Genomic DNA, 14,945 nt, shown 5'->3' with positions numbered 1-14,945 from the left:
TGCAGCAATTCACGAATTTTCTCCCTCCGTGCTCGTTCCTCGGAACTGCGTTTTCTTCTGCTGCTCATAATTAAACCTCCAATATGGTGCTTCTATTTTACACCTTATCGGAGGTTTACACAATTTTCGGGACGGCCTCCATTTGTGAAACTATTTCTTTCCTTTTTTAATAGTTGCGTTGGTTTCTTCAAACGGAGTGAGATATCTCTCTGCACTAATTAAATACCATTGTTTATCAAGGAAAATCTGATTCATTTATGGGTTGAGTTGCTAAGTTGCCGTTGGGCTGTGCAAAAAGCTCTAATGTATATCCGTAAGCATTATTCGTATCTTTAGAAAAGGAAAAGTTTTCTTCGACTTTATAGTACTGCGTCTGTTCTCCAAATTTCAAAGCCAATCCATACCATTTTTCACCGCAACAATAGTATATTTGATATGTTCCAATAGGTACCTTAACGTCAACCGTTGAATTTGGAGACACATAAAAGGCCATATTGTCATTCTTTGAGGCGGATAAACTTTTAAGATATACATAATATGCGTATTCACCTTTCACAGATACTGTTAACGGCGCAATTCGTTCAGAATAAGGGACAATAAAGAATTCTCCATTTTTAACAGGAACGGTGCTTGCTGTATCAGGGTCGGCTATATATGCGTACTGCTTCGCTTGAGGGTTATAGTAGATATCAGCACGGTTATCAGCGTCTTTTTGTACGGCTTCCATTATTGCATCAGCTCGTTCTTGCGATATTCTTCCCGATGATCTTGTTGATTCGTTTTTAGTTTCATAAGAATGTTCCGTTTGAACAGGTGAAGTTTGAGTGCTTTCCTGTTTCGAGTCTGAATCCTCTTTGGAATTAATGTTTATTTCAACTGAGCAAGCGCATAGGGCAAAGCTAAAAAGAACGGCCAAAAGAGTGGATAATATTCGTTTAAACATATTGCACGACCTCTATTCAACAATTGTTTTTTAGTTTCTTCCGATTTTTCCTAAAATACTGCTACGAGAAAAGGTTCGGCACACTTCATTTATTACGCATAGCTTTTTGACAATACTTGAATGGCAATATTGATCATATATTATTATGCATGAAATAAATTAACATTGCAATAATTAGTTATTATAAAAACAATTTCAATTTGATGAGAGGACGGCTTTATATAAGCTAATCGGTTCAGAAGACAAACACCATCCGTGCTCCCCGCCGAAGCAGAAGCTTCGGCGGGTATTATCTTTTGCTCCTCACTTCACTATGATCACCGTAAAATACCCCGCGTCGTCGGGGATATCGTCGATATCAAGCCAGATCGTTTCGCCATCCATGCCGCAGTTCATAACGGCCGCAACGCTTCGGCCGCTTTTTTTGAGAGCGGCTTTTACTATGCCTATGTTCTTTTGGGGCTTCATAAGCACATAAGCGCCCTTTTTATCGAAGGAGAGCTTATACGCGCGTCCTGCCGGTATTATAAATACGGGTTCGTCCCACGATGCAAGCGTGATCCCGAGACGCGCGGCGGCCTCGGAAAACGACGCAACGCCGCTTGCGGCGCGCGTCTCGTATCCGTCGGCCTTGAGCGCGTCGCGGATATAGCCGAAGGTGCTGTATATAGACGGATCGCCCAGCGTAAGAAAGGCCACGTTTTCGCCTCGGTCAAGGTGCGACTCTATCCTGCGCGCGTTTTCGGTGTGTATGCTCATAATGCGCGCCCTGTCGCCCGTCATCGGGGCGCGCAAAAGAAGAACGCGCTTATTCTTCATCTCGGGCACGACCGAGAGCGCCGTTTTATATGATATTGACGACTCTGCTGAAGATGCGGCGACTGCAATTATATCGCTTTCTTTTATAAGACGCACGGCCTTTAATGTCATAAGCTCGCCGTCGCCCGGTCCTGTGCCTATTCCGTATAATATCCCTTTCATGTTACGCTCCCTTTTTTATTGTATCATACCTTGTTCTCGTTTATGATACGCACGATAATATCGTGAAGAAGCTCGACCGTGTAATCGCCTATTATGGGCTCGAGGTGGCTTTCGCCCACGCCCGAATCGTCGGTAAGGAAGACGTAGTCGCCGTTAGTGCAAATTGCGAGCGCACGGCCGAAAAGCTCCGTGTCACGGTCAGCGTTAGATGCGACGACGGGAATCATCATTATGCCTCTTTGGGAGGCGGAGCGAACGGCTTCATCGATAAGTGCGTCGTACTGCGAGTGCGGAGGCGCGTCGAAAATCAGGAACGCAAGCTTTCTTGATTCGTCGCTCCAGTCGTTATTATGCGTTATCGTTTCGTCGAGAATCTGTGCAACGGCTTCGGGCAGGTCGCCGCCTCCGTCTGCGTATTCGGCCATGAGCAGGCGCGACACTTCGGAGACGTCGGAGGTAAAGCCGTTCGTCTTAGTCACGTATTCGTCCTCTTCGTCGCGGTAGAAGTTCACGCTGTAGGTTATGTTGTCGCTTCCTGTGTCGGATGCGATAGACGCAAAGTCCTTCTGAAGATACGTAAGCTCGTCGCTCATGGAGCCCGTAGTATCAACGATGAACATGACCTGAAGGTGTGTCTTCTTTTGTGCAGAAGACGTGCCGACAAGGCTTATCTCATCTGACGCACGCATAACAGACGGGCTTTGAGCGTCATCGGACGGGATGCTTTCATATGATATTTCCGCCGACGCTCCGCCTGCCGACACGGTGCGGGGCGTTTCGCCGTCATAATAGAAAAGGTATGCAACGCCGTTCTTATTCGTCAGGGCAGTCCACAGCACGCCGCCGTCATCTGACATGACGACGCTTTCGCCCTCAAGAGGTATGCCCGAATCATCGGTGAGCGTAACTTTTATGCGTCCGCGCGGGTCTATGCCGTAGGAAGGGAAGGAAATGGCACCTGAATTTACAAGATTCGTAAAAAACGGCCAGTTGTCGTTGTCGTTCCATTCTCCGGCGGTAAGCACGAAGGCCTCGCCCGGATCGACGTATATGGCGTCGGCGGGTGCAGGTGCGGAAGTGTCAGAGGGCCCGCTGCCCGTATCCGTCGTATGCGATGCAGACGCGGGATAGTAGTCTCCGCCTGCTTCGGAGGCTTCTTCGCGGACAGCGTAATCTGCGCCGTCATCCTCGGCTTCTTTTTCCCAAATGGAGCAGGCGGCAAGCGAAAACAGCATAACGAGTGATAATATAAGAGAAATGAGCGTTAAGATCTTTTTTCTTGATTTCATTACTTTGACCCTCCTTACAAGCGTTTGTCTTAAAAGACGAAAGTAAAATGAAAAAAGTTTCGCATTTTTATATACGAAACTTTTTTAGCGAAGCGGCGGGGGATACGCGGGTCAAACTGAGACGTTTCATTTTTGCGATCTTTATAGTTAAAAGAAGAAAGCCCTTGAAAATCCACATTTTCAAGGGCTTTAACTTGGCAGCGGGACTAGGATTCGAACCCAGACAAACAGAGTCAGAGTCTGTCGTGCTACCATTACACAATCCCGCTTTACGACTTTCTCATAATACAACACATACTTTGATTTGTCAAGCAGTAGAGACGAAAAAATTTAATTTTTTTCTGTATCTGCGCACAAGGCGCGTTGGTTTCCATAAAAAATAATGTTTTGCAGGCTTGTCTTGAAAAAGAGCGTTTTTTAGAGTATTATCATAATATGATTAGAATAAATCGGCTAAATTCTCATAGGAAAGGAACGTGAAAGCGTATGAAGTATCTTAATCTTTTAGCGGAAAAGTATCCGAACATACAAAGCGCGATAACGGAGATAATCAATTTGAACGCCATTTTGAACCTTCCGAAGGCTACGGAGCATTTCGTGTCCGACATACACGGCGAGGACGCCGCTTTCACGCATATTCTGAATAATGCGTCGGGCGTTATCCGCGCAAAGATCGACGACCTGTTCGAAGGCAAGCTCACAGAAAGAGAGAAAAAAAGCCTTGCCGCTCTGATATATTATCCCGAGGAGAAGCTTGAGATATTAAAGACGCAACAGGATAATCTTAATGAGTTCTACAAGATAACGCTTCACCGCCTTATTGAGGTCGTGCGCGTCGTTTCTTCAAAATATACTCGTTCCAAGGTGCGTAAGGCGCTCCCGCCCGACTTCGCCTACATAATCGACGAGCTTTTGAATTATCAGGACGACCTGGGCAATAAGGAGCAGTATTACGCAAATATCGTTTCAACTATAATAAACATAGGCAGCGCCGATTCCTTCATTTACGCCATGTGCGAGCTTATCAAACGCCTTGCGGTGGATCATCTTCACGTGCTGGGCGATATATTCGACAGAGGACCCGGCCCCGACAAGGTCATGGACGCGCTTATAAATCACCATTCGGTTGACATAACGTGGGGAAATCATGACATTCTCTGGATGGGCGCCGCGGCGGGACACGACGCCTGCATCGCGAACGTACTGCGCATCTCGCTGCGTTACAGCCATATGGCTTGCCTTGAGGAAGGCTACGGCATAAACCTACTGCCGCTTGCAAAATTCGCGCTCGACAAATACGGAAATACCGACATTTCGCGCTTTATACCGAAGAACGCCGAGTCTGAGCTTACGGGTATGGCCGCTATGATGCAGAAGGCTATGGCCGTGATACAGTTCAAGCTGGAGGCCGAAGTGATACGCCGTCATCCCGAATACGAGATGGAGGACCGCGCGCAGCTTCATCTTATCGACTACGATAAAAAGGTAATACGTATAGACGGCAAGGAATACGAGCTTTTGGACTGCGATTTTCCGACGATAGACCCGAAAGACCCCTACAAGCTTACTCCCGATGAAGAGCACATAGTCGTAAAGCTCCGCAATTCCTTTAAGAACAGCCGCCTGCTCCAGAAGCATATTCGCTTTATGTTCGCAAAGGGCGGTATGTATATAAAGTATAACGGCAACCTTCTGTTCCACGGCTGTATCCCGCTCAATAAGGACGGTACATTTGCGTCTGTGGAGATAGACGGCGTACCGTATAAAGGCAGGGCGCTGCTTGAAGAGATGGAGAAGATAGTAAGACGCGGATATTACGCGCCCGAGGGCAGCCGCGAAAAAGAGCAGGGCATGGATATGATGTGGTATCTTTGGAACGGCCCGAAATCACCGCTTTTCGGCAAAAAGAAAATGGCCACTTTGGAGCGCTACATAGCAAAGGATAAGGCGCTTCACAAGGAAGAGAACAACACCTACTTCAAGCTGCGCGACAGCGACGCTCTATGCGATATGGTCTGCGAGGAGTTCTCAATGTCTAAGGAGACGACGCACATAATAAACGGTCACGTTCCCGTAAAGGTCAAAGAGGACGAAAGCCCGATAAAGGCCGGAGGACGCCTTATGGATATCGACGGAGGCATGTCAAAGGCTTACCAGTCGGTAACGGGTATCGCCGGATATACGCTCATATACAATTCATACAGCATAAGGCTTGTTTCCCATGAGGCGTTCAAGTCGCGCCAGGAGGCGATAGAGAACGAAGCCGACATCTACTCGACCGAGGTAATACAGATAAAGACGAAGAGAAGACTTCGCGTAGCGGACACCGACGTCGGCGTAAGGCTGCAGGCGCAGATAGACGATCTTACCGAGCTTTTAGCAGCGTATAGAAGCGGCAGAATAAAAGAGCTGTTCAAATAGTCATAACGAAAAACTACCTTCACAAAACGAAGGTAGTTTTTTTCGCCTGTTTTTCATATTAACTTCAAAAAACCGTCACATTGGCGGTTTATGATATGAGCGTAAGATAAAAACAGGCAAAGGAGGCTGTACGATGAATGACTCTTACGATACTTTTGATAATACTTCTGGCAATAATGAACAGAATGCCGATAGAGAAGAGAGAAGCAATTATTCTGAAGGCGAAGACTGCAGTTCTCAAAGCAGCGCAGAAAGCGGCGCCGAACGAGGATATAGCAAAACCGGCGATGCTTCGAGCGAAGAAAACACATCATATGATCACCAAGGCGGCGAAGATGGCAAAGAGAACGCTTATTACGGCGGAGAGTATATTGAAACAAACGAGGCGCAAAGCCAAAGCCGCGATACGGACGGCGAGGGATATTCGAGGGACTACGCTGACGGCAGGTCTTCATTTAATAAAGAGAACGATAACGGCGGCGTAAAAAAGAAAGAAAAAAGACCTATCACGAGGGGCGTTATGGCAGCATGCATGATAGGGTCGCTCGTTTTAGGCATGGCGGGCGGCGCGATATCTACTAGGGTAATGATAAAAAACGATCCCACGCTCGAACCGAAGGTAATATATCAGGCCGTTGAGACGAATTTTGAAGGACAGAACATGCAGTCCGGACAGTCGCTCAGTACTGAGGATATAGCGGCGCTCGTAAGCGATTCCGTAGTTGAGATATCGACGGAAAAGACGGTGTTCGACTACTGGTTCGGCCAGTACGTGACGCAGGGCGCCGGAAGCGGCGTTATAATCTCCGAAAACGGCTACATAATAACGAACAATCACGTTATAAGCGGAGCGTCAAAAATAAGCGTAACGCTCACTTCAGGCAAACAGTACGCCGCAGAGCTTATAGGCTCAGACGAGCAGAGCGATATAGCGGTGATAAAGATAGATGCAAGCGATCTTACGACTGCGATCTACGGCGATTCCGATGAGCTTAGAGTCGGCAATCACATAGTCGCCATAGGCAATCCGCTCGGACAGCTTGGCGGCACGGTCACGGACGGCATAATAAGCGCGCTTGACCGCGAGATCGCGATCGACGGACAGAAGATGAACCTTATGCAGATAAGCGCGTCGATAAATCCCGGCAACTCGGGCGGCGGACTTTTCGACGGCAAAGGACAGCTCGTCGGTATAGTCAACGCAAAGTCGGCCGGAACGAGTATAGAGGGGCTCGGCTTCGCGATACCGATAAACGATGTAAAAGAAATAGTCGAAAACATTATGAACACGGGCCGCGTACCGGGAAGAGCGGTGCTAGGAGTTATGCTGATAGATATAAACGACGTGCGCACGGCTATGAGTTACCGAGTTCAGGAGTACGGAACGTATATTCTTGAAACTACTCCGGGCGGCTCTGCAGACGCCGCGGGGCTAAAGTCCGGCGACTACATCGTAAGCTTTGACGGAACGGAAGTGACAAACGGCACCCAGCTTAAAAACCTCGTGGAGACGCATTCCGAGGGAGATACCGCAACGATGGTCGTAAAGCGAGGCGACGAGACGCTGAGCTTTGACGTTACGTTTAAATAAAACTGACATTTTCATATTTACCCTTCCTTTCTTTAACATAAATCGGAGCGAAAGACGCTCCACGACAAAAACGGCTTAAGTGCCGTTTTTGTCGTTTTACGGGATTTTTTTGCGCGCAGGATCATTTTTGAAGCTTTACTGATGGATCATTAAATGATACAATAACATCAAAGAAAAGACTGAAGAGGGATATTATGTATAACATTTTAGTAGTTGACGACGAGGAAAGAATACGCGAGATAATAAAGAAATACGCAACTTTTGAGGGACACAGCGTAGTAGAGGCGAAAGACGGCATGGAGGCCGTGGAGCTTTGCCGCAAAACGACCTTCGACATAATCATCATGGATGTTATGATGCCGGAGCTTGACGGCTTTTCTGCCTGCAAGGAAATAAGAAAGCACGCGGACACGCCGATAATCATGCTTTCGGCGCGCGGCGAGGAGTACGACAGGATACACGGCTTTGAAATATGAGTAGACGATTACGTTGTAAAGCCGTTCTCGCCGAAGGAGCTTATGATGAGAGTCAGCGCAGTATTAAAGCGAGCAGCCTCAAAAAGTGAGAATGCGCCGGAAAAAGACGTGTTTACTTTCAAGGGGCTCTGCGTAGATTTTACGGGGCGCATAGTTACGGTAGACGATGAGCGCGCCAGTATGTCTCCAAAGGAATACGATCTTTTGTTCTACATGGTAAAGAACAGAAATATTGCTCTTTCGAGAGAGAAGCTTATCATGGATGTGTGGGGATACGATTTTTACGGCGACGACAGAACGCTAGACACGCATATAAAGCTTTTAAGAAAGAGCCTCGGCCCTTATGCGGGGCTTATCGTCACGTTGAGAGGAGTTGGATACAGGTTTGAAGCCTGAAAGCAGGAATATGCACCTTAAATGGAAGGTGTTCATCCAGTTTATAATTTTTGCCGCAGTCGTGCTTGCGTGTCTGTGGATATTTCAGATAGTGCTTTTGGACTCGTTTTACAAGCAGATAAAGATTTATGAGATACAGAAGGCGGCGGAAACGATAGAGCATAATATAGACGACGAGCAGCTTGAGGATCTGGCGATACGCATTGCGAGAGAAGGCAATATGTGCGCAGCCGTTTACGATCAGTCGTTCGAACAGAAGTTGTCGATAGATATACTGCCGGACTGCGTTATCCATAAGCTGCCGGCGTTCATTATCGAGGAGATATACGCAAGAACCCTTGAAAGCGGAGGCGAGCATATGGAGATATTCTCGCGCGAGGCGTTTTTTGACAGAAACTACGACGAGGACGACTTCCGCAAAGGAGCGCCGGGACGCGACGGAGGAATGGGCGCGTCGCTCATATACTCGCGCATAGTTAAGACCGCCGACGGCGGCGAATGCCTCGTGCTCTTGAACTCCACGATATCGCCGGTGAACGCCACCGTAAATACGCTGCGCACACAGCTTATCATAATCACGGCGATAATGATATTGCTTGCGTTCGTTTTGGCGCTAGTTATATCAAAGCGCATAGCAAAGCCGATAGTGAAGATAAACGAATCGGCGAAAATGCTGGCGCAGGGCGATTATGAAGCCGACTTTTCGGTAAACGGCAAAGAATTTCTCGAAATAAAAGAGCTTTCAAACACGCTCGACCATGCCTCAAAGGAATTGTCAAAGGTGGAAAATCTGAGGCGTGAGCTTATTGCCAACGTATCCCACGACCTTCGCACGCCGCTTACTCTGATAAAGGGATACGGCGAGATGATGCGCGACATCCCGGGCGAGAATACGGCGGAGAATATCCAGATAATCATTGACGAGACGAGCCGACTGTCGGAGCTTGTGAACGACGTGCTCGACATATCTAAGCTTCAGTCCGGCGAGCAGGTATTCAACGTGGAGCGTTTTTGCCTTACCGATATGATAGAGGAGATACTGGGCCGCTACGGAAAGCTCGTGAGCCGCGACGGATACTCGATAGATTTCGAGAGGACCGAGAACGTTTACGTTGACGCAGACGAGACGCGAATGGCTCAGGTAGTATATAATCTCGTGAACAACGCGATAAATTATTCGGGAAAAGATAAGCGCGTGCGGATCGTGCAGAGCGTAAAGAACGATACCGTATGCGTCAGCGTCATAGATTCCGGTGAGGGGATAGCCGAAAGCGACCTTCCTTATATATGGGACAGATACTACAAGGTAGACAAAACGCATAAACGCGCGCATATAGGCACGGGCCTCGGCCTTTCGATAGTGAAGCACATTTTTGAGCAGCACGGCGCGCGCTACGGAGTTACGAGCGAAGTGGGGAAGGGCAGCACGTTCTGGTTCGAGCTTAAGGCGAAAGAGACGAGCGAGATCAAATAAAAGCATTATAAAAAGGAAGGGAAGCCCCTTCCTTTTTTATATTCACGAAAGCCGTATTTACGGCCTCGACTGCCGAGTTCGTTTTTTGTTTCACATGTCGTGCGCCGCGTTCATATCATGATACCGAGGTGGTATTTATGTATATACTCATACACGTCGTATCGCAGACCGAGGCGGGCAGGATCATGAAAATGCTTGAGTCGAACGCTATATATGCCTCTGTGCGAAAGACGCCTTTCTTTATATCGCACACGGGATGCGGCTTCGCCGTAAGGATAAAACACAGCGAGCTTGAACGAGCCATGTCCGTTTTAAAACGACATAAAGCGTCATATAAAGGCATATATGAGGTCTTGGGAGAAGAGGCGCGGAGGATAGATGCATGATATATTTTGACTGTGCGGCGTCTTCTCTTCAAAAGCCTCCGTCCGTGTATGACGCGCATATAACGGCCATGCGCGCGTTTTCCTGCGGCGTAGGCCGCTCGGGATATGCGCCCGCCCTGCGCGCCGCCGAAAAGATATACGAGGTGCGCGAGCGGGCGGCGGAGTTCTTCGGTATGCCCAAACCTTGCGGCGCGGTAATTACGCATAATGCCACTCACGCCTTAAATACAGCGCTGAAGGGCACGATCTTACCGGGGGAAAGACTTGTGATCTCCGATATGGAACACAACGCCGTATATCGAACGGCGATGTGGCTTAAAAACTGCGGCGTAAAGATAGATATAGTGCATATAGCTTTCAGCGACGACGAAACATGTGAAAATTTCAGGGCGGCATTTTCGAAAGAAACGCGCGCCGTGTGCATAACACATATTTCCAATGTATTTGGAAACATTTTGCCGATACGTCGTATTTTTGAAGATGCAAAAAAGCATGGTATCCTTACGATATTGGACGCCTCTCAATCGGCGGGCAGCATTAAAATAAATATGGAAGACGATAATATCGACATACTTTGCTGTGCGGGACATAAGGGGCTTATGGGTCCGCAGGGCACGGGGCTTATGTGCGTAAACTCCGACGTTGATATAAACCCTGTCATACACGGCGGCACGGGAAGCGACTCTGTTTCACCCGATATGCCCAAGTATCTTCCCGATCGGTTTGAAGCGGGAACGCACGACACGCCGGGAATAATAGCGCTCGGCGAGGGTATGGGCTTTATTGAAAATTTGGGCGTTGAGAAGATCTTCGAGCACGAAAAAAGCATAATTTCATTTATTAAGACCGAGCTTTCAAAACTGCCGAACGTCACGATCTATGAGCGCGCACAAAACACGGCCGGCCTTTTTTCGTTTAATATAGAAGGCATAGACTCTGAGGAGACTGCAGCACGTCTTGACGCGCTGGAAATATGCGTAAGAAGCGGTCTTCACTGTTCGCCTCTTGCGCACAAGTCATCGGGAACGCTTGAATGCGGCACGGTGAGAGTGAGCGCGGGCATATACAATACGTTTGAGGAGGCCGAGCGGCTTATTTGGGCGGTGCGAAGCATCGCATAGGCGTTATTTGCGTTTCGCAGATTTTCTCAAGCTATTTTTTCATATATTGATTGCAACGTGATATATAATTATGTTATTATGTAAATATATATGTACCGATCGGGCGCGTTTGGACGTGCAGGTACAATTCGCTGAAAAGAGATCGATATATGGGTTTGTTTGAAAACATATGGAGCTATATACGACTTATATCCATCATTGACATAATCGATATAGCCATTGTCGCTTTTACAATATACAAAATAATAACATACGCCAAGGGCACGAGAGTAAGCCAGCTTTTAAAAGGTATCGTGATTCTGCTCGTCGTTATGCAGGTAAGTGCGTTCTTGCAGCTTAACGCCGTCAATTACATACTTAAAAATCTTATGCAGATAGGCCTGCTTGCTCTTATCGTCGTGTTCCAGCCCGAGCTTAGGCGTATGCTTGAAAGCGTGGGTACGCGCGGATGGGGGCTTTCGTTCTTTACACGAAATGAAAGCGGCGAGAATGCCGAAACTCTTGCCGTTATCGAAAGCGTATGCAAGGCCGCGGCGAAAATGTCGGAAGCACATATAGGCGCGCTCATCGTATTTGAAAGAAAAACGTATCTTCAGGATATTGCCAAATCCGGTACGAGGCTTGATGCGCGCGTAAGCGAGGAGTTTTTGCAGAACATTTTCTATCCGAAGGCTCCGCTTCACGACGGAGCGGCGATCATAAGCGAGAACTTAGTCGCCGCGGCGGGCTGCATACTGCCGCTTTCGCAGCAGCGCGGCATAAATAAGGAGCTGGGAACACGCCACAGGGCGGCTTTGGGCGCAAGCGAGACGAGTGACGCCGTCGTTGTTGTGGTATCTGAGGAAAGCGGCATGATATCATTCGCCCAAAAGGGCGTACTGACGAGAGGGCTTGACGCGGCCGCACTCAGCGATAAGCTTCAGGGCGCGCTTATCGCGCAAGACGAGATCATGACAAAGCAGAAGGATTTCAGGGATATTTTCATCGATTTCTTCAATCCAAAGAAAAAGAAAGAGGATAAAACCAAGGATGAATAATTTTTTAAAAAAACCTCTTGTTTTAAAAATAGTTTCTGTAATTCTGGCAGTGATAATCTGGGCATACGCCATTAACAGCGAAAATCCCGAAAGAGACAAGGATATACGCTCCGTAAAGGTAACTATCAATACCGAAGGATCAGTGCCGTACAACGCAGGCCTTGCGATAACGGAGGGAATGTCTCAGACTATCGACGTAAGGATACGCGGCCGAAACAGCGCGCTCGTCGAATACGATGCAAGCAAAATAACGGCTACCGTGGACATAAATTCGATAACGGAGGAGGGAACGTATGCTCTGCCCGTAAACGTATATGTGCCCGGAGATAACGTATGGCTTGTAAATTATACGCCGACGCGTCTTTCGTATACGTTTTCCAAGATGACTACGGCAAGCGTTCCCGTACAGGTCGTGCTTTCGGGTACTCACAGCGCAGAGTATGTGATAGACGAAACTGCGGCAACGCCGTCTTATGTAAGAGTTACGGGCCCCGTAAGTGAGGTAAATTATATTTCTTACGCGGCGCTTTATGTGGACGTTACGAATGCGGCCGGAGACATGACGTATGAAGGCGAGATCGCGCTTATAAATAAGGAGGGTGAGCGCGTACGCTCTAAAAACGTGACGTGCAGCACAGAGACCGCCGCAGCTCAAATAAAAATGAGCAGGCGAAAGACAGTGCCGCTGACATTCGATATAACGGGAGAAGCAGACGAAAGGCTGGAATTTACCATAACGCCGGACAGCGTTGAGATAACGGGAAGCGCACAAGCGGTCGACGCAGTAAGCGAAATAAACGTGGGAAGCGTTAATGCGGAGAATCTTATTGAAGGCGGAGAGGTATATCTCACTATTCCCGTACCGCAGGGAGTAACGATATCAAGCGAGGTAACGTCGGCCCGCATAACGGCGCAGACGCCTCAGGACAATGCAAATGTGAACACGCCGCTTGAAGGATATGCGTCAAAATCAATTGAAAATATTGAAATAGATATGTCGGGAATAAGCGAAACGGGGCTTTCGCCCGACGACATCACGGTATCGTCCGATACGGTAAACGTAATAGTAGTCGGCAGTATAGACGAGCTTGCCGCAGTAATGGCCGACAACATTTCTGCCGAAGCCGATTTTTCGGGACTCGGCGCTGAGGCAGGCACGTATGAGATACCTGTAAAAGTAACATTGCAGACAGACGACCCCGACAGCAACGCCGCAGTTACGGGAACATATACGATCAGCGCAGAGGTGAAATAGATGCTTGTTATAAGCGATATAAGAAAAAGCCTTGACGCGGACGACGGCGACGCGATAGAAGAGGCGCTTTCACGCCTCGGCAGCCGACGAAGCGAATGCGAACGCGCTCTCATCGTAAGAAAAGGCGTTGACGCGCGCCGCAAGAACGTAAATTTTGTTTATTCGGTGGGGCTTTTTATGCGCACAGATGAACAAAAGGCGGCAAAAGCCATAAAAGGCGCGTCTGTAAGGAGCGAATTTTCGCTCGACATACCGAAGATCAGACGCGCGCATGACGCCTGCCGTCCCGTAATTTGCGGATTCGGCCCTGCGGGGATGTTTGCCGCATTGGTGCTTTCGCGCGCGGGCCTTCACCCTGTAGTGATCGAGCGCGGAGCCGACGCCGATGCACGCATAGAGACGGTTCGCACATATATGCGAACCGGAAAGCTTGACATAAATACAAATATACAGTTCGGAGAGGGCGGCGCCGGTACTTTTTCGGACGGAAAACTCACCACTCGCATAGGCAGCCCGGTATGCGAGTTCGTTTTAAAGACATTTGCCTCTCACGGCGCGCCGGAAGAGATACTTTACCTTGCAAGACCACATATAGGTACCGATATACTAACGAATGTTATAAAGAGCATACGGCGCGAGATAATATCTTTGGGCGGCGAGGTGCGGTTCTTGTGCAGGGCAGAGAAGATAATTACAAAAAATGGACGCATATGCGGCGTTTTTACGGAAGATGGCCGCACTATTGAAACAGACACGCTGATACTTGCTACGGGTCACAGCGCGCGGCAGATGTATGAACATATTTACGAAAGCGGGATAAGCATAATGCCGAAGCCGTTTTCCGTGGGATTTCGCATAGAGCATTTAAGAAAAGATATCGACGAGGCCATGTACGGCCGATTTGCGGAGCATAAAAACTTAAAGAGCGCCGAGTATCAGCTTTCGTATCGTGAGGGAGACAGAGGCGTATACACATTTTGCATGTGCCCGGGAGGAGAAGTGGTGGCCGCATCGTCGGAGGAGGGCGCGTTTGCCGTAAACGGAATGAGCAGGCATGCGCGCGACGGTGTAAACTCAAACAGCGCCGTCGTTGCGTCGGTATCCGCCGAGGATTTCGGAAGCGGGCCGCTTGCGGGCATGTATTTCCAGCGCAGGCTTGAGAAGAGCGCATATTCGCTTGCACAGGGACGCGCGCCCGTTTCTACATTGGGCGCATATATGGGAACGGGGAAAAACGAATTTACCCGCGTTTTGCCGTCTATAAGATTCAAAACGTGTGAAGCCGACATTTCTGCGCTTTTTCCAAAGAATATAGATGGATTCTTAAAACGCGGGCTTATGGCTTTTGAACGTAAGCTTGCGGGTTTTTCATCTCCCGACGCCGTAATAACAGGAGTTGAGACACGCACCAGCGCGCCCGTGCGCATCATAAGAGACGATACGCGTCAGTCGCCGGATGTGAAAGGTCTTTACCCGTGCGGAGAGGGCGCAGGTTATGCCGGAGGTATAATGAGCGCAGCGGTGGACGGTGTGAACACGGCCATGCAAATTCTTAAAAATCTGGAAGGGTGAACG

The 14,945-nt window shown here is 48.5% G+C and carries 11 protein-coding genes, 1 tRNA gene and 1 pseudogene; 9 read left to right on the top strand and 4 right to left on the bottom strand.

Features of this window, described 5'->3' with window-relative positions:
* Positions 1–235 precede the first annotated feature (235 nt).
* The 4 genes from IJG50_09640 to IJG50_09625 all read right to left on the bottom strand — a co-directional run bounded on the left by IJG50_09640 (position 236) and on the right by IJG50_09625 (position 3,482).
* Positions 236–943: a hypothetical protein gene (locus tag IJG50_09640; GenBank protein MBQ3380101.1), complete on the bottom strand. Its 708-nt coding sequence runs from the start codon at positions 941–943 to the stop codon at positions 236–238.
* Positions 944–1,246: 303 nt separating this feature from the next.
* Entirely contained in the window at positions 1,247–1,924 is a 678-nt protein-coding gene (gene cobI, locus IJG50_09635) for a precorrin-2 C(20)-methyltransferase (protein ID MBQ3380100.1), read from the bottom strand.
* A 23-nt stretch (positions 1,925–1,947) separates the two neighbouring features.
* A complete protein-coding gene (locus IJG50_09630; protein MBQ3380099.1) occupies positions 1,948–3,213 on the bottom strand; it encodes a VWA domain-containing protein in 1,266 nt (421 codons plus the stop codon).
* Between the two features lie 195 nt (positions 3,214–3,408).
* A tRNA-Gln gene (locus IJG50_09625) sits at positions 3,409–3,482 on the bottom strand.
* 217 nt (positions 3,483–3,699) lie between these two features.
* On the opposite strand from IJG50_09625, the gene IJG50_09620 reads away from it, so the two are divergent.
* The 9 genes and pseudogenes from IJG50_09620 to IJG50_09580 all read left to right on the top strand — a co-directional run bounded on the left by IJG50_09620 (position 3,700) and on the right by IJG50_09580 (position 14,942).
* On the top strand, positions 3,700–5,634 hold the full coding sequence (locus tag IJG50_09620) for a fructose-1,6-bisphosphatase (GenBank protein ID MBQ3380098.1): 1,935 nt from the start codon (positions 3,700–3,702) through the stop codon (positions 5,632–5,634).
* Between the two features lie 520 nt (positions 5,635–6,154).
* Positions 6,155–7,225 (top strand): trypsin-like peptidase domain-containing protein, encoded by a 1,071-nt coding sequence (locus tag IJG50_09615; protein ID MBQ3380097.1) that lies wholly within the window; start codon positions 6,155–6,157, stop codon positions 7,223–7,225.
* A 194-nt stretch (positions 7,226–7,419) separates the two neighbouring features.
* Positions 7,420–8,097 (top strand): annotated as a pseudogene (locus tag IJG50_09610) (response regulator transcription factor).
* Positions 8,098–8,107: 10 nt separating this feature from the next.
* The gene (locus IJG50_09605; protein ID MBQ3380096.1) at positions 8,108–9,571 is read left to right on the top strand and encodes a HAMP domain-containing histidine kinase; all 1,464 of its coding nucleotides are present in this window, start codon (positions 8,108–8,110) and stop codon (positions 9,569–9,571) included.
* A 137-nt stretch (positions 9,572–9,708) separates the two neighbouring features.
* Complete coding sequence (locus IJG50_09600) at positions 9,709–9,957, top strand: DUF3343 domain-containing protein (protein MBQ3380095.1); 249 nt, start codon at positions 9,709–9,711, stop codon at positions 9,955–9,957.
* A complete protein-coding gene (locus IJG50_09595) occupies positions 9,954–11,078 on the top strand; it encodes an aminotransferase class V-fold PLP-dependent enzyme (protein ID MBQ3380094.1) in 1,125 nt (374 codons plus the stop codon). Before IJG50_09600 ends, IJG50_09595 begins: the two co-directional genes overlap by 4 nt.
* 149 nt (positions 11,079–11,227) lie before the next feature.
* On the top strand, positions 11,228–12,115 hold the full coding sequence (gene cdaA / locus IJG50_09590; GenBank protein ID MBQ3380093.1) for a diadenylate cyclase CdaA: 888 nt from the start codon (positions 11,228–11,230) through the stop codon (positions 12,113–12,115).
* Entirely contained in the window at positions 12,108–13,370 is a 1,263-nt protein-coding gene (locus IJG50_09585) for a hypothetical protein (GenBank protein MBQ3380092.1), read from the top strand. Before cdaA ends, IJG50_09585 begins: the two co-directional genes overlap by 8 nt.
* Positions 13,371–14,942 (top strand): hypothetical protein, encoded by a 1,572-nt coding sequence (locus IJG50_09580; protein ID MBQ3380091.1) that lies wholly within the window; start codon positions 13,371–13,373, stop codon positions 14,940–14,942.
* Positions 14,943–14,945: the final 3 nt, after the last annotated feature.

It is taken from the genome of Clostridia bacterium (genome assembly GCA_017405765.1).
Classification (GTDB): Bacteria; Bacillota; Clostridia; order Oscillospirales; family RGIG577; genus RGIG577.
The sequence above is the reverse complement of the archived record's forward strand: the minus strand, read 5'-3'. Positions and strand labels throughout refer to the sequence as shown.